The sequence below is a fragment of the Pseudomonas sp. IT-P395 genome (genome assembly GCF_949767675.1).
GTDB lineage: Bacteria > Pseudomonadota > Gammaproteobacteria > Pseudomonadales > Pseudomonadaceae > Aquipseudomonas.
Genome location: NZ_CATKPW010000022.1, coordinates 163,035 through 184,117 on the forward strand (window position 1 = coordinate 163,035; position 21,083 = coordinate 184,117).

At 54.4% G+C, this 21,083-nt stretch carries 15 protein-coding genes; 7 read left to right on the forward strand and 8 right to left on the reverse strand.

Annotated elements, in window-relative coordinates:
- The first annotated feature begins 163 nt into the window (after nucleotides 1–163).
- Entirely contained in the window at nucleotides 164–2,962 is a 2,799-nt protein-coding gene (locus ACM6IN_RS16010) for a tetratricopeptide repeat protein (protein ID WP_330212563.1), read from the forward strand.
- Nucleotides 2,963–3,612: 650 nt separating this feature from the next.
- Here the strand turns inward: ACM6IN_RS16010 and ACM6IN_RS16015 are convergent.
- Nucleotides 3,613–4,746 (reverse strand): IS630 family transposase, encoded by a 1,134-nt coding sequence (locus ACM6IN_RS16015; protein ID WP_320395761.1) that lies wholly within the window; start codon nucleotides 4,744–4,746, stop codon nucleotides 3,613–3,615.
- Nucleotides 4,747–4,969: 223 nt separating this feature from the next.
- Here ACM6IN_RS16015 and ACM6IN_RS16020 point away from each other — a divergent pair, with 223 nt between their 5' ends.
- Together ACM6IN_RS16020 and ACM6IN_RS16025 are read left to right on the forward strand one after the other, a co-directional pair.
- Nucleotides 4,970–5,824: a hypothetical protein gene (locus tag ACM6IN_RS16020; RefSeq protein ID WP_320395760.1), complete on the forward strand. Its 855-nt coding sequence runs from the start codon at nucleotides 4,970–4,972 to the stop codon at nucleotides 5,822–5,824.
- Nucleotides 5,825–6,391: 567 nt separating this feature from the next.
- The gene (locus ACM6IN_RS16025; protein WP_414916344.1) at nucleotides 6,392–7,285 is read left to right on the forward strand and encodes a reverse transcriptase family protein; all 894 of its coding nucleotides are present in this window, start codon (nucleotides 6,392–6,394) and stop codon (nucleotides 7,283–7,285) included.
- Nucleotides 7,286–8,050: 765 nt separating this feature from the next.
- Here ACM6IN_RS16025 and ACM6IN_RS16030 read toward each other — a convergent pair.
- Nucleotides 8,051–8,968 carry a helix-turn-helix transcriptional regulator gene (locus ACM6IN_RS16030; protein WP_320395758.1) on the reverse strand — a complete coding sequence of 306 codons (918 nt, stop codon included), beginning with the start codon at nucleotides 8,966–8,968 and terminating at the stop codon, nucleotides 8,051–8,053.
- Between the two features lie 560 nt (nucleotides 8,969–9,528).
- Here ACM6IN_RS16030 and ACM6IN_RS16035 point away from each other — a divergent pair.
- The 4 genes from ACM6IN_RS16035 to ACM6IN_RS16050 all read left to right on the forward strand — a co-directional run bounded on the left by ACM6IN_RS16035 (nucleotide 9,529) and on the right by ACM6IN_RS16050 (nucleotide 13,909).
- Nucleotides 9,529–9,885, forward strand: a complete 357-nt coding sequence (locus ACM6IN_RS16035) for a 4-fold beta flower protein (protein ID WP_320395757.1) — start codon at nucleotides 9,529–9,531, stop codon at nucleotides 9,883–9,885.
- A gap of 289 nt (nucleotides 9,886–10,174) precedes the next feature.
- Complete coding sequence (locus tag ACM6IN_RS16040) at nucleotides 10,175–11,101, forward strand: LysR family transcriptional regulator (protein ID WP_414916345.1); 927 nt, start codon at nucleotides 10,175–10,177, stop codon at nucleotides 11,099–11,101.
- A gap of 105 nt (nucleotides 11,102–11,206) precedes the next feature.
- On the forward strand, nucleotides 11,207–11,833 hold the full coding sequence (locus tag ACM6IN_RS16045) for a glutathione S-transferase family protein (RefSeq protein WP_123376041.1): 627 nt from the start codon (nucleotides 11,207–11,209) through the stop codon (nucleotides 11,831–11,833).
- Between the two features lie 45 nt (nucleotides 11,834–11,878).
- Nucleotides 11,879–13,909, forward strand: coding sequence for a pyridoxamine 5'-phosphate oxidase family protein (locus ACM6IN_RS16050; protein WP_414916484.1), 2,031 nt, complete (start codon nucleotides 11,879–11,881; stop codon nucleotides 13,907–13,909).
- Between the two features lie 47 nt (nucleotides 13,910–13,956).
- On the opposite strand, the gene ACM6IN_RS16055 is transcribed toward ACM6IN_RS16050, so the two are convergent.
- Genes ACM6IN_RS16055 through ACM6IN_RS16080 form a run of 6 tightly spaced genes read right to left on the reverse strand, consistent with a single transcriptional unit; the run spans nucleotide 13,957 to nucleotide 21,080 of the window.
- A complete protein-coding gene (locus tag ACM6IN_RS16055) occupies nucleotides 13,957–15,087 on the reverse strand; it encodes a glycosyltransferase family 4 protein (RefSeq protein WP_414916346.1) in 1,131 nt (376 codons plus the stop codon).
- A complete protein-coding gene (locus ACM6IN_RS16060) occupies nucleotides 15,088–16,218 on the reverse strand; it encodes a glycosyltransferase family 4 protein (RefSeq protein ID WP_414916347.1) in 1,131 nt (376 codons plus the stop codon).
- Complete coding sequence (locus ACM6IN_RS16065; RefSeq protein ID WP_414916348.1) at nucleotides 16,202–17,578, reverse strand: glycosyltransferase family 4 protein; 1,377 nt, start codon at nucleotides 17,576–17,578, stop codon at nucleotides 16,202–16,204. The genes ACM6IN_RS16060 and ACM6IN_RS16065 overlap by 17 nt, the downstream gene beginning before the upstream one ends.
- A complete protein-coding gene (locus ACM6IN_RS16070; RefSeq protein WP_007911975.1) occupies nucleotides 17,575–18,840 on the reverse strand; it encodes an ABC transporter ATP-binding protein in 1,266 nt (421 codons plus the stop codon). The genes ACM6IN_RS16065 and ACM6IN_RS16070 overlap by 4 nt, the downstream gene beginning before the upstream one ends.
- Nucleotides 18,840–19,637 carry an ABC transporter permease gene (locus ACM6IN_RS16075; protein WP_007911978.1) on the reverse strand — a complete coding sequence of 266 codons (798 nt, stop codon included), beginning with the start codon at nucleotides 19,635–19,637 and terminating at the stop codon, nucleotides 18,840–18,842. The genes ACM6IN_RS16070 and ACM6IN_RS16075 overlap by 1 nt, the downstream gene beginning before the upstream one ends.
- Nucleotides 19,638–21,080 (reverse strand): mannose-1-phosphate guanylyltransferase/mannose-6-phosphate isomerase, encoded by a 1,443-nt coding sequence (locus ACM6IN_RS16080; protein WP_007911980.1) that lies wholly within the window; start codon nucleotides 21,078–21,080, stop codon nucleotides 19,638–19,640.
- Nucleotides 21,081–21,083: the final 3 nt, after the last annotated feature.

The following is a 21,083-nucleotide window of genomic DNA, read 5'->3' on the forward strand; positions in this document are numbered from 1 at the left end:
TTCCAGCAGTCGAGCCATGCCGACCCCCGAAGTAGTCAATATAGGAGAGATTCGGAGTAGCCCTTCCCGCAATTGGTGGCCATTTTGGGGGCGCGTGTCTGAATCGGCTTTGCATGCGTCACGTTTGGCCGATATGTTAATGAGCTGACAATGGAGGGGAAGCATGGAATTTGGTCAACAGTTACTTCGAGTAATGCTAGGGAACCTGCCTAAGATTGCCGGGCTTCTGCCTGAAAAGTTTAAAAAAAATGTGAAGGCGAGGTTTAACGATTTTAATATCTTTGCCACGCTGGGAGCCAATGACGACCTGAAACGTGCGCTGCGTTTGGCATGGATTGAGGCTGCCCTAAAGGTTGATAAATCAGCAAAGGATGCTTGTGCATCACCCGATTGGATGTCCAAAGCTTTAGACGTCGAAAATTTCTCACCTGTACTGCGTAAGCGGCTGAAAGCACTCCGTTACGCCGCCTTCGATCGAACTATTCCTCTTTCTGATTCACCGATCGATCAGCATTTGCAAAAGGTTATTAGTAAAACCCCTGCTACTTTGACAGGTGAGCAAGTGGATACCGGCTTAGCGATATCCAAAGCATTTCAAAAGATCACTGCAGACATACTGGGTTGCGAGTTAAGCGACATACCAGGCCCGTATCAGCACATAGCTGAGCGAGGTTTGATTGCTCCTGGCGGCGGGTCTATGTATAGCTTTGGAGATATGGTTCTTATCGTCTTCACGGAGTTGATTCAGGATCCCAAACGTTACCCACAAGCGGGAAGCGCTTTTGAGCTTGCGTTTAGTAACCTTGGCATTGAGCTGGGTCAGCAGTGTTTGAAGTTGTTGGAGGGGCAGGAGAGGCAGTTTGATCAACTGCTTGAGTCTTTAGATGTCACGCCAGATGGGAGTGGACTTGGGGAGTGGCTAGGTCGTGTCGATACAGCTTTGGCGTCAGGTTTCGAAAAACTGATTCTCGAACTGAACGGCTTAAACGCAAAAATCGATCAGAATACGGGGGCGGTAAAACAAGTTGATACAAAGGTGGCTCGGCTTGAGTTGCTCTTGGCAGAGGTTTACAAAAAACTTGGAGGCAACCAGGATCCGAGAGCACATCAAATTATTATTGATCAGGCACAGCTTCTGCTTCCTGACGAGCTAATAGATTTTCCACGTGCAGTACAAGAAATTGAATACGCCGTGTGTGCTGCTCTAGACATAATTAGTAAGGGTGGTACCGACCTTTATAAAGATCGATTTCTAGATGATGCCCATGCCAGCGTAATCCGATCAATTGAAACAGGCCAGATTGATCAAGGATCGCGAACTATTGATCAAGCCCTTGCAGAACTTGACCGGCGCGAGGAGTGTGAGCGTGAGATTGCAAAGCGTCAACGAAAGCAGCTACTCGAGCTATCGATTAAGCATGGAGCTGTAGCCCACGCCCCCGAGCGAGTTGCAGACGCTGAGGAAAAATTACTGGGAATTGAGCACCCAGATTGCCCCGTCATGAGCGAAGAATACCGATTACGATTTGTGCACTACTTTCAGGAAGGTGAGATGCATGACGTTAACTTCCTCCTGGATGTGGCGGTAGCTCTGGCGCGTAAGAGAGTCGAGCAAGCGGGTGACAGTCGCGAAAGTGGTGAGGCCCTGAGTTGGCTGGGTAAGTCCTTTGCGCGACTTGGCGAGCGAGCACCATCCAAAGATTTACTTCTGCGAGCGGAGGAAGTTTTTCGAGAGGCGTTAGACGACAGCTTCCAAACCGCTATGCCCATTGATTGGGCTATGGCCCAGAACGGTTTGGCCAACGTATTGCAGATCTTGGGGCGTCGTGAAAATAGCAGCGATAGATTTGTTGAGGCGGTAAGGATTTATCAAGCAGTGCTGTCAGTTTTTGTACAGGAGAATCTTCCTCTAGAGATTGCTGAGGTGCGTGCCAATCTAGGCGCTGTGCTGTTGGCTATTGGTGAGCGTGAAGCTAATCCTGGTCAGCTTCACGAAGCGGCCCAATCTCTCAGAGTCGCACTTGAGGAGCCAGCGCTTGAAGGCTCTTCTCTTGTGTGGGCAATGGCAAAGAATAATTTGGGTACTGTTTTACGGATAACCGGTGAACGAGAGGGGAACGACGAACTCCTTCGAGCGGCAGTCAACGCTCACCGAGCCGCATTGCAAAAGCGCACGCTTGAGGTCACGCCATTTCTTTGGGCTACATCGCAGAGCGATTTGGGCGCTGCGCTCCTGACTTTAGGTGAGCGTGTAGGAAATACAGATTTGATAAGGGAAGCGATTGACGCCTTTCAAGCTTCATTATCGGGACGTGCGCGTAATTCAGCACCTTTGGAGTGGGCCACAACACAGCATAATTTAGGCGTAGCATGCTGGAAAATCGGAGAGCTGGAAGGCGATATCGCGATGTTGACTCAAGCGAACAAGGCCTTCGAGCTCGCGCTGCAGGAGCGGACACCGCTGCGCGGGTTGAACCGCTGGGCAAGCACCATGAGCTCTTTGGGTAACGTTCTCCTCGAAATCGGTGAGCGTGAGAATAGCCCTGAAAAGATATTGAAGGCCAAGCAAACTTATGAAAAAGCATTAGATAAGCTCTCGCACGAGCTAGCACCTTGGGATTGGGCCTTGATAAAGCACAACCTTGGTAACGCCTTTCTAAGCCTCGCTGAACACGAAGATGGTTCTGTGAGCCTTCAGGCAGCTATTAGAGCATATCAAGATGCCTTACTAGTTAGAACCCTCGATCGCGGGAGAGCAGCTTGGGGAAGGACTAAGCTTTCACTAGGCAATGCATTTCTTTTCCTTGGGGAGCGCGAAGCAGATACTCAGTATCTAGATCGAGCGATTCAAGAGTATCAATGCGCGTTACCCCAACTGAGTCTGCAACATCGACATAGAGCGGAGCGCAGCATTGCGATCGCACAAGAAATTATTTACGAACTCCGTGGCTCAGAAGCGTGAATTACTGGTTTCGTTGGTGCCCTAGCGTCTTTGGCTTTCTACATTTTTTGTACACGCTTGCTTGAACAGTGCTTTTGCAGATTGCTGAGGGCTTTCGTTGCGACCTCTCAGTACACTCGATGTACATAGAGGGCGGTGTCAAAACATATGTCGAAAATTAGTACCGGCTTGGTGAGATTGCTTCTTCGGTGTCAAAATACTCACGTCAGCCGACGTATTCTGTTGGTTGGTTTCGCCCAGAATTTGCTGAACCGCTAGTGTCAGAATATTTTGTTTGGCACCAACTTGATTTAAAGAATCTAAACTGTCGCTAGCTAATTAAAACTGTCGCAGCACAGGGGAGCGCTCGCTGGCTCCATTGATGTCGCGACAGGCTTCTCCCGCCCGGTTCCTAAATTGGCACCAATGCACCGGCGTTTCCGATGCTCTTGCAAATACGATCTGATGAGTCACTTACTTCCTTTGTAATGCGAAACCTCCTTATCAACAGGTATGCATCCGATATGGAGGTCTTTATAGAGCTGGCAAAGCGTGCCTCATTCAGTAGAGCCGAGGTAAAGAAATTGGCGTCGGCTATAGGATGGGGGTATGCGCCAGGCATAATGTCTTGCGTGATTAAACCAACTGCCACTTATGCGGAAGAAGATGCTCTATCTCTCTCGCCCGGTGCGTCGGAAGGCGCTTGAGGATCCTGCCGTGTTAGCAAAAGAATCGATCCATGTGAGCTTTGCCATATGTACCGAGCTGATGATGGCCGCTGCGGTCTTTGTCCACTTGAACGGCTTGGCTGAATGCTCGTTATGAGCAGTAATGAACTGGCGGATCGCGACTTTCAGATCAGTAACACTGGTGAAGACACCTCGATACAGTGCGCGTCTCTCCAGCTGTGAAAACCAGCCTTCCACCGCTTTTAGCCAGGACGCACTGGTCGGCGTGAAGTGCAGCTTGAAGCGCGGATGTTTTTCCAGCCAGGCCTTGATCGCTGGGGTTTTGTGGGTCGAACTGTTATCCAGGATCACATGGAGGTCCAACTCGGCAGGCGTGTTCTTATCAATCTGCCGGAGGAAATCCAGGAACTCCTTGGCCCGGTGCCGCTGGGTAATCCGGCCCATTACTTCACCGGTCATGATGTCGAACGCGGAGTACAAGCTCGCCGTGCCATGGCGCTTGTAATCATGGGTTCGCCGCTCGATCTGCCCAGGCCGAAGTTGCAGCATTGGCTGATTACGATCCAGCGCCTGGATCTGAGTTTTCTCGTCAAGCGACAGCACCATGGCGTTGTCCGGAGGGCTCAGGTACAGCCCGACCACATCGATGACCTTTTCAGCGAAGTGCGGATCGTTGCTGACCTTGAATGTTTTCAGTCGGTGCGGCTTGAGATCCGACGCAGCCCATATCTGCCGGACTTGCCAGGTGGTAACGCGAGCGTACTTGGCCATCAACCGGACGCTCCAGTGCGTTGCTTCCTTGGGAACCCGGTGCGTTGTCAGGGTCAGGATTTCTTTGACTTTCTCAGCACCCAGCTTCAAAGGCTGACCGCTACGCGGCAGGTGGTTCAGGCCATCGATGCCCGACTCCAGATAACGCTTTCGCCACTTGAACACGGTCGGTGTCGTGATCAGTAACTGCCCACAGATGGCAATGGGCGTCACCCCTTCATTGAGCAAAAGCAGTATCCGCGCCCGCTGAGCAAGGCTCTGCTCCAGCGTACTCATGCGCAGCCAACCTTGAAGCGTAAGAACGTCGGCGGGCTGCAGTGCAAAGGGAGCAATTGGACGAGGCATGCCTGGAACCATCTCGGGGCGAGGGGGGCACGGTATATCGTTGTACGTTAGAAAATAAACTAACCGCTCACGACACCAGTATAAAACTTTCAAAGGTGGTTCATTGTTGTTGATATCAAATTATCTTTGAATTATGCTTGACGTGAAAGGCGGTAGTAGAATTTTTTAGTGTGATTTTAGCGCTTCATCCTCAGGCAAATATTTATTTTGCAAGGAGCTTTCTTTGAGCTTGGTCGCAACAAAAGTCTCAGCGGATGTATTATATGACATGTTTGAAATAGTTGAGGCTCAGACTTGGGTCAGAGCGTATTTAGATGAATTTACAGATCTGTGGAATATCTGTGATCATCGAAGCGAACAAGTATTTTTGAAAGAGCTGATAAAAGAATTTGTGATCCTGGACTCGGAAAAAGAGCGAAAGGCATACAGAGATCTCAGTGCTAAAATCACAGCTTGGGGGTTGAGTCCAGAAACCACGTGGATAGTTGCAGCCTGTAACGATAAGGAAATTGATGGCTCTGTAGCAGCCATGCAAAAGCTTAAGAATAAGTTAGATCCTTGTGATGATTGGCACCTTCGGATGTTACCTAGCATTCCTAGTGGGGTGAAGCATATACAGAACGGTGACCTCGTCGTGCTTTTTGATGACTTCATTGGTAGCGGTGGAAAGCTAATCGCAAAGGCAAAATGGCTGGCCAAAAACCTTTCGGCAATTGGAGTTGAAGATTTTACTCTTTATTATATGTCTGTAGCAGGTATGCGGTTTGGATGCGATCGGATTGCGGATGAAACCGGACTCGAAGTATTTACAGCAATATCTCTAGATCGAGCTATTTCAGACAAGTATGAGGCTAAAGTGGCTGATGAATATAAGCTACTTATGCTTGGACTGGAGCAGAAACTGCACGAAAACTATAAAAATAAAAAATTAAAAGACTTCAGCTTAGGGTTTTCCCAAAGTGAAGCGCTGTACTGCGTAGCAAATGATAATTGCCCTAACAATGTCTTCCCTGTGTTTTGGTGGGCAAAGTTGAAAAGTGGGGATAGCTTTAAAACCCTCTTGAGTCGAGCGGGCTGATCAATGAGCTCAAAAAGAACAGCGCTTAAAGAGTTTATTGAATTTATTTCTGATCGGAAGTGGCACGAAATTTATGATTTTCACTTTCAGTATGGCGTCTCCCCTCTGCTAATTATAGAAGTCATGGATTTTATGATCCGTAATGATTTAATTGTTAGGGAGGGTCGAAGCGTTAGACTTTCACCAGATCTATCTAATGCTAAGATCGCGTTGCTAAACAGGCTCCGTAAAACTCAACGGCCTAGTGTGTTGGATGAGTACACTCCTAAAACCTTGACCGGAGCACATCGTTATGTATAATGCCCGCGTTGGGGTCGGCTCTAGTAATCGAAGGTGTATCCGCCTTTATCATTCAGGCTGATTTTAGCCACGAATGAATTCAACTCTATCGCTCCACTCGCTTCGCTCGCTCCTCGATAGAGTTAAATCCATTCACTACGTGAATGAATTTAAGTGAAAAGAGCAAGCTGGTAGGGTCGGCCTTCAACACTACGTAGGTTTTCTATGCAGATAGATTCGCACGTACATATGCTCCTTGGTATTTCCACCGAGGAGGAGCTTTCTGTATTGTCACGTATTATAGCAAGCCCATCGAACTTCTATAGAAAATTCAAAATTCCAAAAAAAAGTGGTGGAACTAGGACAATAAGTTCTCCATACCCTTCCTTAGCGATTATACAGAGCAATATTCTGAATAATTTGTTTTTTCCTTTTGAGGCTAATTCCTCTGCCTCTGCCTATGCATATGTGAAGGGTAAGAGCGCGATTGATCATGCTCGTATTCATGTTAATGGTAGTGAGTTATTGAAGCTTGATATAAAGAACTTTTTTCCTAGTATTTCTAGGCAAATGGTCTTCGAAGCTCTTCAGAGAAATGGGGCTAAAGCTGATGTGTGTTTTTATACTTCTCTTATTTGTATCTTGGATAATGGCCTTCCACAGGGCGCATGTACAAGTCCCGCACTTAGTAATTTAGTGTTCAGCCCGATAGATGTCAGACTTACCGGACTGGCAAATTTTTTTGGTTTAAAATATTCTCGTTATGCAGACGATCTGGCATTTTCAGGGGAGTTTATACCTAGGGATTTGGCGTCATTGGTAGGTGAGATTTTATTGGAGTATGATTTTCATCTAAATCATAAAAAAACGCAGTTAAAGTTGGCTGGTAGGAAAAAGATTGTAACGGGCGTCTCAATATCTTCTGGCCAAGTTAGGGCTCCGAAATCATTTAAGAGAAAGCTCAGGGCTCAGATTTATGAGTTGGAGAAAAATATTGGTAGTCTAGCGCGGCTGCCAGATTTTGATCCATTAATTTATGAGCGTTTAATAGGCCGAATTAATTATCTTCTCCAAATCGAACCTGAAAACAATTATGCGAAGGTGAAGAAAGCTTACCTGAGTAAATGCCATCAAGATTTTCTCGGACTTGTTGATGAGCAGATTATCAGTGCATTTGTGTAGTTTTGCTTGAGCTATAAAAATAGTATTCGACTGTTATCTGTTATATCGCGCAATTGAAATTATGCTTTAGATCGCTTTGCTAATACTTTCAAGCTTTTAGATTCCATACCTTTTACACCTTATTTCTAAGTTCTTTTTTCACCCGATAAACTGTTGCGACGCCACAACCTGCCAATGTTTGATCTGCTGATGCACCTGGAAACTTTTTTAGAAGCACTTAGTGCAATTTCTCCGGCCAGATATGTCGTCGCGAGCAGCACCTCGCTTGCACATAAACTCGGCAACCCCCTACCTTCGCCGGCAGGGCTACTAGTTGGCCCTAGAGAAGAAATCGCTCCCGACTCGGGTAGGCTTTGTTCTCAAGTTTACACCGATGGTACGCATCCGCGTACAGGGGTGGTTAAGTGGGGAGTAGGCGATTGGAATAAATCGTTAATTGGCACAGACGGGACTCTGGCTCGTAAGTGAGAATGATGGAGTCAGATTGGGAGCTCCTCAGCCCCCGTCCAGCGGAAACCTATGCCTCAATTACGCGAGATATGCGCTGTGCTTAATACTCAGCAAACCCGGCCAACGCGCCAAGCAAAGGACGCCAGCCATGACGAGTTTATGGTACTTCAGCTTGTCAGAAAGCCAAGCGCACAAGAGATTGAGTTCTCAGGTTACTGATAAAAAAACCGCGCTAGGCGCGGTTTTTTTTGCGTGGAATTTGACGAGGTTTGCGAGTCAAAACTCCAACGAACAGCGGCACTTACAAGACTATCTCTAGGTACTCTGGGTTCCACGCAATGGAGACGCACTGCTATTTGAAGGCTTCGTATATCCAGGTGCAAAGATTGCGCTCTCGACACCATAGAGAGCCAGCGGGTCGCTTAACCATAACCGATAAGCTAGACCCTTGATGCTGTGATCAGGTGAGCAATCAACGTGGTATTGCTGCAGGACATAGCCCGCCATCGCTGCACGCACACGAAGCCGCATGACTCCATCTTCCATCCCGAAATCGCGAATAACTAGCTCGGCTGAATCTTTGTCAGGATGGGGGACTATAGGGAGGTCCAGCATTCGATTCCACTGATCATCATTCGACCAACTCTCTGCAGCTAGAGGCTTTTCCCCAATAACAACCTCAGCGCTGCTCATCCTAGTGAATACGAAATCTGCAAATTTTCCGCTCTTGCGATCAAATGCGCGAGCATGCCAACGGAGCCCATCACAACCGATAGCAAACGGAACAATCTCTCGCGTTGAAGGCCCCGATTTCGACGTGTACTCGATTCTTACCACTTGCCCAAGGCGAATTGCACGCGTGATAGGCGCGAGGATTTCGATCTTAGGGCGACTCAGCAACGACACTGATTCGTGTCGAATCAGTGAACCTTCCCCTGAATCTACGCCATCCCCGAATCCTTGCGACAGAGTCACTAATACGCGTTCGGAAGCATGTATTACCTGAGGCACGAACTGCTCACGAATAACATAGTGCTTACTAACCGGATCAAGCTCAGTGTTTTCCGGGGCGAGTTCACGGTAGAGCGCAAAGTCGCGTGTGGCTGCTGCTGAAGCCACTCCAAAGCGTTCCATTAGATCCGAGCGCGATACGACTCCCAAAAAATAGAGGCGGAAGTCTATGAAGGCTAAGCGCTCCTGCTGTGCCTTGCTGTAATCGCTGAGGTCAATCATGTTTTCTCCGTTCGGTCGTCAACGGGTGCAACCAATCATTCATGTGTCGAGGATAACACATGATGGGTTGACGTGATCAAAATGATGATGATAGTATTAAGTTATGGATTGACCTCATGCTCTTTATGAGCATGCTAGCAAATCTCTAATGGAGATTTGTAGTGGAAGTTTGAGACCAGGAAATAGAAAGCCGACCAAGGTACGAACTTGATCGGCTTTTGGGAAAAGACGTCTGAACAGGCTCCAGATGTCTCTCGCGCTTCAGGAAAAGCGTTGTGATGGTAGCCTCAATGGGTACCGTTCGCAAGGGAGCGAGTTTGTGTTCGAGCCTATCTCTGTGAGAGACGACTATGTCCCAGCAAGAGATGTTCGAAAAGCCGGACGAGGAAGGGGAGGTCATTTACCGTATGACCATCCGCACTAAGTCTGGAAAGGTGATACGACGTGCGAACGGCCAGCCGTTCCGCATTGTTCTTCGCCCAAAAGCGGCTTAATAGGCCGTCCACTCGACTCAGGGCATCAATTGATGCCCTGTATTCCCTTTAGAATGGATCACTCCCATGAGCCAGGATTTTTACGATCGAAACGGCACTCCGACCATCTATACCGATGACAATGTCCATCTTTTTAGTTTTGATGGGCGACCAGTTGGGTATTTTCATGGTGACGCCCTGTATTCATACGTGGGACAGCATCTAGGCCGTATTGCTAATGGATTGATACGCGACAATCACGGTCAAGTAGTATTTTTTTCCAGCAATGCTAATGGCGGCCCAATGAGGCCTATGCGTCAGTTGAAGCCTCTAAAAGGCCTTAAGCAGCTTAAACCCCTCAAAGGGCTACGGCAGCTCCAGCCCCTACGCCCACTACTTAACAACAGTTGGTCGCAGCTCTCCGGGCAACAATTCTTCCTTTGAGCAGCCGCCTCAGCCTGATAGCGCCCGAATGGTAGCAGTAAGGTATAGGTCATGCTTTTGTAGTAAGAGTTAGTCCCTTGCCACTATTGTCAAAATATATTGTTGAAAATCAGGGTCGGTTTGGTGGGATAGGCTGGGAGGTGTCAAAATTTCCGCCGAGCTGGGGCCTCCCTGTTGAGCCGTTTGTCCCAGTATTTGCTGAACTATCGGTGTCAAAATATTTTGTTCTGCACCAGCGCAAAAAATCGCAGCTTAGGCTGCGATTTTTGTATCTGACTCGAGAGGCACCATGGATCGCTTCCAGGAAATGCACATCTTCACCACCGTCGCCCAAGAGCAAGGCTTCTCCTCTGCCGCGCGGCGTCTTGGTTTGTCAGCGGCCAGCGTCACGCGCGCGGTGGCGGCGCTGGAGTCGCGCATCGGCACGCGGTTGTTGATCCGCACCACGCGCAGTGTGCATTTGAGCGAAGCGGGGCAGCGTTACCTGGAAGATTGCCGGAGGATTCTCGCCGAGGTGCAAGAGGCCGAGGATTCGGCGGCGGGCAGTCATGCCGAGCCGCGTGGGCAACTGACGGTGACGGCGCCGGTGTTGTTCGGTGATTTGTTTGTGACGCCGCTGATGGCGCGTTATCTCGCGCAGTATCCGGATGTCACGATCAACGCGGTGTTGGTCGATCGGATCGTCAACATGGTCGAGGAGGGCCTTGATGTGGCGGTGCGCATCGGTGATCTGCCGGACAGCAGTCAGCATGCGATTCGCGTGGGTGAGGTGCGTCGGGTCATTTGCGGCTCGCCCGACTACTTCGCCAAGTATGGCCGACCGGCTCATCCCCACGCGTTGGCGGGGGCGCCAGTGGTGGCGACTTCAGCGATCGGTCAGCAACGCAGTTGGCCGTTTCTCGACGCGGGCGAACCGCTTAGCGTGCGCCCTGAGCCGCGTCTGATCGTGACTGCCAATCAGGCAGCGATTACCGCAGCCTGCATGGGGCTGGGTTTGACTCGGGTTCTGTCTTACCAAGTCGCCAGCAAAATCGCGACTGGCGAGCTGGAAATCGTCCTTGCTGAATTTGAACTGCCGCCCTTGCCGATCCACGTGGTGTATCAGGGCGGGCGCAAAGCGCCAGCGCGGATTCGCAGTTTTGTCGATTTCACCGCCAAGGCTTTACGTGAGCACCCAGCGCTTAAAGATGCTGCGTTATTGCATGAGATGAAATAATCGATTGCAGTTGCTGGTGATTCTGTTGTTTTCGCGATCAGCGCAAGATGACCTCCATCGGCGCGCTCATCCCCGCAGCGGCGCCCCTGTTCAGCGGAGTCGACCATGCAAGCGATCAAACTCTACAACTTTCCACGTTCCGGCCACGCCCACCGTGTCGAGCTGATGTTGTCCCTGCTGCAATTGCCGACCGAGCTGATCTTCGTCGATCTGGCCAAAGGTGAGCATAAGCAGCCGGCGTATCTGGCGATCAACAGTTTTGGCCAGGTGCCGGCCATTGATGACGACGGTGTGGTGCTCGCCGATTCCAACGCGATTCTGGTGTATCTGGCGCAGAAATACGGCCATGGTCGTTGGCTGCCAACCGATCCGGTCGGCGCCGCGCGGGTACAGCGCTGGCTGTCGGCTGCCGCCGGGCCGATCGCTTTCGGCCCCGCCGCTGCGCGATTGGTCACGGTGTTTGGTGCCCAGCTGAATGCAGAAGAAGCGATTACCCGGGCGCACAACCTGCTCAAGGTGATGGACATCGAGTTGGGCAAAACGCCGTATCTGGCCGGCGACGAACCAAGCATTGCCGACGTTTCGGCCTACAGTTACATCGCCCACGCGCCGGAAGGCAACGTGTCGCTGGACGACTACGGCAACGTCCGCGCCTGGCTGGCCCGGGTTGAAGCATTGCCCGGCTTCGTCGGTATGCCGCGTACTGTTGCGGGTCTGCAAACCACCGCCTGATTTTCGCAATCCACACTGTGCCGACGGTGCAGGGGAGAGGTCATGATGGAACGTTCACCGTGGCACGCTGGCGAACAGCAATTGCAGGCCCATGTCGGCGTTGCCGAACGCATGGAAGCCTTCGGACGTAAGGTGATTCGCACCTGGATGCCGGATCAGCACCGTGAGTTCTATCAGCAATTGCCTTTCATGCTGTACGGCGCAGTTGATGCAGACGGGCGGCCCTGGGCCAGTGTGCTCGAAGGCGCGCCGGGGTTTGCCCATTCGCCGGATCCCGAGCATCTGCATTTCGCCAGCCAGGTCGCTGCCGATGATCCGGCGCAACTGCGCAATGGCGAACCGATCGGTTTGCTTGGCATCGAGTTACACACACGCCGGCGCAATCGCCTCAATGGTCATGTCGGCAATCTGAACGCTCATGGTTTTGACGTGAGCGTGGATCAGGCCTTCGGCAACTGCCCGCAATACATCCAACTGCGCCAGTTTCAGCGGGTGCCGCTGACGGATCCGCAGACACGCCCGGCTGAGCATCTGAACGGTCTCGATGATGCGGCCATTGCGCTGATCGCCGGTGCCGATACGTTTTTTGTCGCCAGTTATGTGGATGTCGACGGCCAGCGTGCGGTGGATGTTTCCCACCGGGGTGGCCAGGCCGGTTTCGTACGGGTGGAAGGCAATCGTCTGACCATCCCCGATTTCGCCGGCAATCTGCACTTCAACACCCTCGGCAATTTGTTGCTGAACCCTAAGGCCGGCTTGCTGTTCATCGACTTTTCCACAGGTGATCTGCTGCAACTCAGCGGGCGTACCGAGATTCTTCTCGAAGACCCGCAGATCGAAGCCTTTCAAGGTGCGGAACGGCTGTGGACATTTGAGGTGGAAAAACTGGTGCGGCGCCCGGCAGCTCTGGCGTTGCGCTGGCGCTTCGACGGCATGTCGCCGACCAGTCTGTTGACCGGTAATTGGGCCGAGGCCGACGCGCGTTTGCAAGCGCAGGCGCTGGGCAATCAATGGCGGCCGCTGCGGGTGGCGAAGATCGAAGCTGAAAGTCGTCATATCCGCTCGATCTATCTGGAGCCAACTGATGGCGCCGGGTTGCCGGTGTTTCTCGCAGGTCAGCATTTGCCGCTGCGTTTCACGATTGATGGCGAGGTGCATATTCGTACTTACAGCCTTTCGAGCGCGCCGTCGGATGGTTTCTACCGCATTAGCGTCAAACGCGAAGGTCTGATTTCATCGCATCTGCATGAGCAGATTCGCGTTGGCGACGTACTTGAAGCGCGGGCACCGCAAGGGCATTTCACCGTGGCGCCGCTGGAACAGCGACCATTGGTGCTGCTGGCTGCCGGTGTCGGCATCACGCCGTTGCTGTCGATGCTGCGCGAGGTGGTCTACCAAGGCCTGCGGACGCGGGGAATTCGTCCGACATTGTTGTTGCAGAGTTCGCGCAGTCTGGCGGATCAACCGTTTCGCAAGGAGCTGGATCGTCTGCTCGAAACGGCGGGCGACTCTGTGCGAGTCCTGCGTCTGCTCAGCCAGCCGGAAGCGGATGTGCGAGAGGGCGAGGATTTCGATGTGCGCGGGCGGATCGACGGCGCGGTGCTGAGGAACCTGCTGGATGCCGAGGATTTTGATCAGCTCGACTTTGTGCTCTGCGGCCCCGGTGGTTTTACCCAAGGGCTTTACGACACTTTGCGCGAACTGGATGTGCGCGATGCGCAGATTCATGCGGAAACCTTTGGCCCGTCGACCCTGAAACGTCAGGCCGATCCGGACGCGATCGTGATCGAGCAACCGCCTGCGGCAACCACTTCGGTGCCAGTGGTGTTCGAGCGCTCGGCCAAGGAAGCACGCTGGCAACCCGATGGCGGCAGTTTGCTGGAGCTGGCGGAAAGTCGCGGATTGCGCCCCGAGTTCAGTTGCCGCGGTGGTTCGTGCGGTACCTGCAAGACCCGGCTGGTCAGTGGTGCGGTGAATTATCCACAGGTGCCGGCGGATATTCCGGAAGCGGGGCATGTGCTGATTTGCTGCGCGGTTCCGGCGCAAAGCAATCAGCCACTGGTCTTGGACCTGTAACCCGAGCCTTCGGCAGCGCCTACAGGGGATCGGTGTTCCACCCACGCTCAGGCGTAGGACAGGGATTTCTCTTCCAGCAATTCCTGATACAGCTCCGTCCACTTGCGGCCCATGTCATCGGCGGTGAATAACTGCCGGTAACGTGCTTCGGCTTTCACCCCCATGGCAGCGGCGCGGACCGGGTCTTCCCAGAGCGTGCGCATCGCCTCGCGAAATGCCTGTGGATGACTGGGAGGGACCACCAGCCCGGTTTCGTTGTGAATATTGATGTAGCTGGTGCCGGTGCCAATCTCGCTGGAAATCATCGGTTTGCCGTACATCGCACCTTCCAGCAGAGAAATGCCGAACGCTTCCGAGCGCAGGTGCGACGGGAAAACAATCGCGTAGCTCAGTTGCAGCAGTGCGACTTTGTCTTCGTCACCCAGGCGCCCGAGGAAATGAATGTTACGCAGGCCCAGCGCCTGCGCCTGTGCGTGCAGCTCCAGTTCCAGTGGCCCGGCGCCGACGATGACCACGGGATAGTCCACTTCTTTCAGGGCCTCCAGCAAAATGTGCAGGCCTTTGTAGTAACGCATCACGCCGACAAACAGGAAAAACTTATCCCCAAGCTGCTGACGCCAGCGATTCATCCGTTCGGCATCGGGCTGTGGATAACCGGCCTTGTTCAAACCGTAGGGAATCACTCGGGTCTTGTCCTGGAATTGCTGCAACACGTCGCTGGTGTGCAGGTAGTTCGGCGAAGCGGCAACGATACGGTCGGCGCTGGCGAGGAAGCGGTTCATCAGCGGGCGATAGAGTTTGAGAAGGTGTTTCTGGCGAATGATGTCCGAGTGGTAGGTCACCACACTCGGTTTATTCGTCGCGCTAGCGAAATGCACCAGGTCCATGAACGGCCACGGGAAGTGGTAGTTGATCACATCCGCCTCGGCCGCCAGTTCGCGAAACTGTTTGAACACGCTCCAGGAAAAACCGGTGGAGGCGAACTGGATGTCGAGTTTGGCGCGGTGCACTTCGTGCTGACCGAGTTGCACCACGGGGGGATTCGGGTCGGCGCTGAGTGTCAGCACCTGGCCGTCGATACCGTGCTGAGCGCCGCTCTCGCAGAGCTGGAAGATCACTTGCTCAATGCCGCCGACCGAGTCAGGCAGGTACGTCTTGAAAAAATGAAGAACTCGCATTCAACCTCCCATGGCCTGACGGTAGGCACCGGCCGTGGCCTGTGCACAACGCTCCCAGGAAAAAAGCCGTGACTGCTGCAATCCGGCTTCTTGGCATGCCTGCCAATGCCCTTGATCGTCGATCAGTCGGCTCAGCGCATCGCGCAGGCCTTCTGCATCGTCAGCTTCAATATAGTTGCCCGCCGCACCCGCGACTTCCGGCATCGCCGAAGAACGCGTGAGCAGCACCGGCGTGCCGCTGGCCATGGCCTCCAGTACCGGCAGACCAAAACCTTCATACAGCGACGGAAAAATCAGCGCCCGCGCGCCGGCCAGCAATTGCGCGACCTGTTCATCGGGCAAATAACCGAGCAGGCACACATGCCCGCTGGCCAGCGCCTGACGCAGGGGTTCGCTGAACTGTTCGCGCTCCCAGCCGGCCATGCCGACGATCAACAGTGGAAAGCGCTGGCGCACCGCCTCCGGCAGTAGGGCATGGGCGCGTAGGGCCAGGCCAAGGTTCTTGCGCGGCTCCAGCGTGCCCACGCAAAGAAAATATTCCCGCGCCGCCACCGCATGAGCCTTGAGCACCGCGTCAATGGCGCACGCTTCGCGCGGATGAAAGCGCTTGGCGACCCCCAGTGGGGCCACCACAAAACGCTCGGCAGGCAGGCCGAAATACGCTTGAGCTTCGTCGGCAATGGCTTGCGAGTCGGTGAGAATTACTTGGGCTTGCTGCACACCCACGGCCAATCGACGTTCGATTTCCTTGAGTCGCGCCGCAGGCTGGGTCTCAGGGAAATGCAGGTGCGTCAGGTCATGCAGGGTGATCACGGTCGGGCCGTCGAAGGCCAGTGGCCACAGGCTTGGTTCGTGATAGAGGTCGATGCCTTGCGCGCGGCCCTGATCGAAGCGTTTCTGTTCCAGCCAGCGGCGCGCCTGATAGGCCCCGGGGATCTGCCGCAGCAGCGGTGTCAGGCGCGAGTAACCGGGCATGGCCGCTTCCGGCAATGCCGAGCTCCAGCCCCAGCCGTGGAACAGCGTCACGTCAATGTCGGGCTCACTGCGCAAGGCGTTGACCAGTTCGGCAACGTAATGGCCGATGCCGGTGCGCGGTGCCTGGAGAATGCGCGCGTTAAGAGCAATGCGCATGCTGACTCTCGGGGGCAGGCATCGCTGCATTCAAGTTGCGTTCAATACGTTCGACCAATTGGGCGCTCGCTTCACGCCAGCTCAACCAGCGCCAATGTTCTAGGCTCAGCGTTGCCGGAAACTCGCCGGAGCGCTCCATGCCGGTCACCAGATCAGTCAGACTCTGTGGATTCGTCAGGTCGAAATACGCCATGTAGTCGCCGCCGATCTCGCGAAACACCGGGATGTCGCTGGCCATTGCCGGTAACTGGCGTTGCATGGCTTCCACCAGTGGCAAGCCGAAACCTTCGACATGGGACGGAAACACCAGCGCCGTGGCGTGAGAGTAGGCGTGCTCGAGACTTTTGTCCGAGAGCGAGTTGTACATGAACAAGCGTCGGTTCAGCTCGGGATGCTGGCGGATTCGTTCGATCAGTGCGTCGCACTTCCAGCCGATCTTGCCGACGATGCATAACCGCGCTTTCGATCCTGTTGCCCAGGCGAGTTCAAACGCCTCGAGCAGGTACGCGTGGTTTTTGCGCGGCTCGATGGTGCTGACCATGAGAAACACCGGGTCCTTGGTCTGGAACATGTCCAGCAGGCCACGGTCGACCTTGGCATCGGCCTCACTCAAGTCCAGTTCGGAGCCGAGGTGGAAATAATCAAACCAGCGCTGCCCGACCTGTTGCGTGCCGATCCGGCGCAGCATTTCCTCGCGCACCTGATCGCGGATCGTGGTCGAGATCGCGACATAACCATCAGCGGTGCGCGCGATCCAGTCGAACCAGTCGTTGAACACTTTGACCAGTCCGGCATCGCAAAACTGCGGGTGGGTCAGGGGGATCAGGTCATAAATCACCGAAATTATGCCCACGCCCTCACGCTTGAGTTGCTCGGCGAGGGGGAAAAAGTTGGCGTGCCAGGACGAGTCGAGCAGCACCAATTGATCGCCCCCCCGGTGGACCAGCGGGATACAGCGCTCGGGAATCTGTTGGCCCTTGAGGACGCGCTCTAGCAGGCGCATGGGCAAGCTGAAACAGGCGAATGCCGTGAGTCGGCAGCCGACGTACAGCACCCGACGGGTGAAATGCGACTGGTTGAACGGCCAGCGTCGCTCCACCGCTCGGTGACGTAGCCAGAAGGCGTTGGCCCACTGTTCCAGTTTCACCCGCAGACCCATCAGGTCGAGCTTCGGGGACTTCAGCGGCGCCAGACTTTTAACTTCATACAAACCGCCATCGATCATCACCACCGGGATGCATTCGAGGGTGTCATCGGCCGTCGGCAATTGCTGAATGACGTTGCGTACAACACGTTGAATGCCCGAGTTGGCGGAGGGATGTTCGAAAACGTAAGTGCACTCCACCAGCAATCGTGTCATCGCAAGATCTCCGTATCAGGCGTTTTTAAAAGGTTTTCACTGGAACGGGTGATTTCGGTCCGGGCTTGTAACCAGGAGCAGCCGACAAAGTCTTCCTGGCGATTGTTGATCACGTGGAAGATCAAACCATAATCGCGCCACTCGAAGTTGCGATCCAGGTGCGAATCCAGACGTGACAGGCTCAACGCCACGGAGTAGTTACCCTTGCCCAGACGCATGTCGAAAGCGAAGCGAAAGGTCACGCGTTCGCCGGCACTCAGCTCGGTAATGGCTTTGTCGAGGCGATGGGTGTTGATGCCATAAATGGCCTGGCCCAGACGATCCTTGATCATGAAGCCGAGAATCAGCCGCTCGATGTCTTCACGAATTTCGGTCTGCACTTCCAGCACCACAGGCTGACCGACCTCCGCGACTTCAAGGCTGCGTCCTTGCTCATCGAGCAGGCGCACGCTGAGAATCGCTGCTTCACCGGTGCCGGAAATGGTCTGTACCTGGCCATTGGCGAGCATCTCCTGGCGCACCGTCTGGCCTTCGCGCTGGGCCAGCATGGCGTTGTAGTAGTCCATGACTTCTTCGGGTTTGCCACGCATGGCCAGACGTCCGTTCTCCAGGAGAATCGCGGTGTCGCAGATCGATTGAATGGCCGAGCGGTCATGGGACACGATCAGCAGGGTCGTACCGGCTTTGCGGAAGCTGCGGATGCGCTCGAAACTTTTATGCTGGAAATACGCATCACCGACCGACAGCGCTTCGTCGACGATCAGGATGTCCGGACGCCGCGCGGTCGCGACACTGAACGCCAGGCGCATCTGCATGCCGCTGGAATAGGTACGCACCGGATGATCGATGGCGTCGCCGATTTCGGCAAAGCTTTCGATTTGCGGCATCAACGCTTCGATCTCTTCGACCTGCATGCCCAGCAACTGACCGGCCATGACAGCGTTCTGCCGACCGGTAAAGTCCGGGTGAAAACCCATGCCCAATTCCAGCAACGCGGCCACGCGGCCTTGCAGATGGATCTGTCCACAGGTCGGTTGGGTGGTGCCGGTGATCATTTTCAGCAGGGTACTTTTGCCCGCGCCGTTGACGCCGACGATGCCAACCGCTTCACCGGGTTTGATCTCGAAATCGACGTCTTGCAAGACCCAGTGCAGGTGATGGCGGTTCGGCGAGAACGGCACCAGCCATTCCAGCAAGCGACTCCAGCGATTCGGATATTGTTTATAGGCTTTGGCCAGGCCAGTAACGCGTATGTGTCCCATCAGAGTTCGTCCACCATTTCACCGACTCGTTGACGGAACAGGCGCAACGCCATGGTGCAGAGCAGCAGACCGATGATCAGCAGCGGTGTCAGTGACGACCACTGCGGCCATTGGTTGTAAAGGAACACGTTCTGGTAGCTGGTCATCAGCGCCGTCATCGGGTTCAGGCTGATGACGTGCTGGATGCCTGACGGCAGGATCGAAAGCGGGTAAACGATGGGCGTCAGCCAGAACCAGAACTGCAGGCAGATGCCGAACATCTGCCCGACATCGCGAAAGAACACATTGAGAATCCCGAGCAGCATCCCCAGCCCCGCGGCAAAGATCACTTGCACGATCAACAGCGGTATCAGCGCCAGCAGGGCCATGCCGGGCAGGCGGCCGCTGATCAGCAGAAAGCCGAAGAACAGCCCGAGAATGATCGCAAAATTGATACCGGCGTTGAGCAGGGTAATCACCGGCAGGCAAATGCGCGGGAAGCTGATTTTCTTCAGCAGGTTGGCGTTTTCCAGAAACATGCTCTGGCTGCGCGTGGTGATTTCCGCGAACAGACCCCACGTCAGCAGGCCGGCGCAGAGATAGACGCTGTAGGCCAAGCCATCGTCCACGCCCGGCAGACGGGCGCGCATGATCTGGGAAAAGATCACCGTGTACACAACAATCATCGACAACGGGTTGAGTACAGTCCACAGCGCGCCGAACAACGAGTTGCGATAACGTGATTGAAACTCCCGCTTGACGCTACCGAGGATGAATCCGCGATAACTGCGCATTGAGCGGTAAAGGGAAAGCAGCATTCAAACCGTCCTGCCGTATTGGTCTTCGAAGCGGACGATGTCGTCCTCTCCCAGGTATTCGCCGCTTTGTACTTCGATGATCACCAGATCGATCACCCCGGGGTTTTCCAGGCGATGGCGGTGGCCGGCAGCGATGAACGTCGATTCGTTTTTCGCCACCAAGTGGGTACCGGTACCATTGTTGGTAACCTTGGCCATGCCTTCGACGACCACCCAGTGTTCGTTACGGTGATGGTGCATTTGCAGAGACAGCTTGCCGCCGGGCTTGACCACAATGCGCTTGATCTTGAAGCGCGGGCCCTCCTCGAGCACGGTGTAGGTGCCCCATGGCCGACTCACCGTGCGGTGCAGACGGTAGGCTTCGTGGGATTTGTCCTTGAGCTGCTTGGCCACTCGTCGCACGTCCTGCGCACGATCAGCGTGAGCGACCAGTACGGCGTCGGCGGTGTCGATGACGATCAGGTTGTCCACGCCGACGGCAGCCACCAGCCGACCTTCGCTTTGAACGAAGTTATTGTGGCTGTCGATGAAAATCGCTTCGCCGCTGGCACGATTGTTATCGGCATCGGCCGGTACCAGAGCCGCGACGGCGCCCCAGGAACCGATATCGCTCCAGTCGAACCCGGCGGGTACCACGACGACTTTTTCCGAGCGCTCCATCAACGCGTAGTCGATGGAGATGTCGGTGATCTCGGCGAACAGCGCTGGCGACAGTTCCTGTTGCAGGCAGCCGACAGTTTCCAGCGGGGCGCTAGCCGCCATGCAGGCACGGGTCTGTTCCAGCAACTGCGGCGCATGCAGTTGCAACTCGGCCAGCACACTTGCGGTGGTGAAGCAGAACATCCCTGAGTTCCACAGGAAGTTGCCGCTTTCCAGATAATGCGTGGCGGTTTGCAGGTCGGGTTTCTCGACGAAACGCTGCACTTTCGCAGCGCCTCTGGCGTCGAGTGGCGCGCCAGTCTCGATGTAGCCGAAGCCGGTTTCCGGGGCGGTCGGCGTCACACCGAAGGTCACCAGATAACCGTCCTTCGCCAGATTGACCGCGTGTTCGACGGCACTTTTCAGCGCGTCCTGATTGACGATCAAATGGTCGGCCGGCATCACCACCATGATCGCGTCGTCACCGTGCAGCGCTTGCAGCGACAACGCGGCAGCAGCGATGGCCGGGGCAGTGTTGCGGCCGGTCGGCTCCAGCAGGAAATGCCCGCGATGACGCGAGACATGGGCGGCGCAATAGTGATCCTTGCTCTGGAAGTAGTACTCGCGGTTAGTCACCGTGACAATGTCGCCCCAACCGTCCAGCAACGCGGCGGCACGCTGGTAGGTCTTGCCCAGCAGCGACTGGCCGTCGGGCAGGGTCATGAACGGCTTGGGATGGCCCTCGCGGGACACCGGCCACAAACGAGTGCCGGCACCGCCGGACAGAATCACGGGAATCAGCATGGC

What these genes read in the sequence shown, in the direction of transcription:
- ACM6IN_RS16010 (WP_330212563.1), top strand. Translation starts at nt 164, where the DNA reads ATGGAATTTGGTCAACAGTTACTTCGAGTAATGCTAGGGAACCTGCCT.
- ACM6IN_RS16015 (WP_320395761.1), bottom strand. Translation starts at nt 4,746, where the DNA reads ATGCCTCGTCCAATTGCTCCCTTTGCACTGCAGCCCGCCGACGTTCTT.
- ACM6IN_RS16030 (WP_320395758.1), bottom strand. Translation starts at nt 8,968, where the DNA reads ATGATTGACCTCAGCGATTACAGCAAGGCACAGCAGGAGCGCTTAGCC.
- ACM6IN_RS16035 (WP_320395757.1), top strand. Translation starts at nt 9,529, where the DNA reads ATGAGCCAGGATTTTTACGATCGAAACGGCACTCCGACCATCTATACC.
- ACM6IN_RS16040 (WP_414916345.1), top strand. Translation starts at nt 10,175, where the DNA reads ATGGATCGCTTCCAGGAAATGCACATCTTCACCACCGTCGCCCAAGAG.
- ACM6IN_RS16045 (WP_123376041.1), top strand. Translation starts at nt 11,207, where the DNA reads ATGCAAGCGATCAAACTCTACAACTTTCCACGTTCCGGCCACGCCCAC.
- ACM6IN_RS16050 (WP_414916484.1), top strand. Translation starts at nt 11,879, where the DNA reads ATGGAACGTTCACCGTGGCACGCTGGCGAACAGCAATTGCAGGCCCAT.
- ACM6IN_RS16055 (WP_414916346.1), bottom strand. Translation starts at nt 15,087, where the DNA reads ATGCGAGTTCTTCATTTTTTCAAGACGTACCTGCCTGACTCGGTCGGC.
- ACM6IN_RS16060 (WP_414916347.1), bottom strand. Translation starts at nt 16,218, where the DNA reads ATGCGCATTGCTCTTAACGCGCGCATTCTCCAGGCACCGCGCACCGGC.
- ACM6IN_RS16065 (WP_414916348.1), bottom strand. Translation starts at nt 17,578, where the DNA reads ATGACACGATTGCTGGTGGAGTGCACTTACGTTTTCGAACATCCCTCC.
- ACM6IN_RS16070 (WP_007911975.1), bottom strand. Translation starts at nt 18,840, where the DNA reads ATGGGACACATACGCGTTACTGGCCTGGCCAAAGCCTATAAACAATAT.
- ACM6IN_RS16075 (WP_007911978.1), bottom strand. Translation starts at nt 19,637, where the DNA reads ATGCTGCTTTCCCTTTACCGCTCAATGCGCAGTTATCGCGGATTCATC.
- ACM6IN_RS16080 (WP_007911980.1), bottom strand. Translation starts at nt 21,080, where the DNA reads ATGCTGATTCCCGTGATTCTGTCCGGCGGTGCCGGCACTCGTTTGTGG.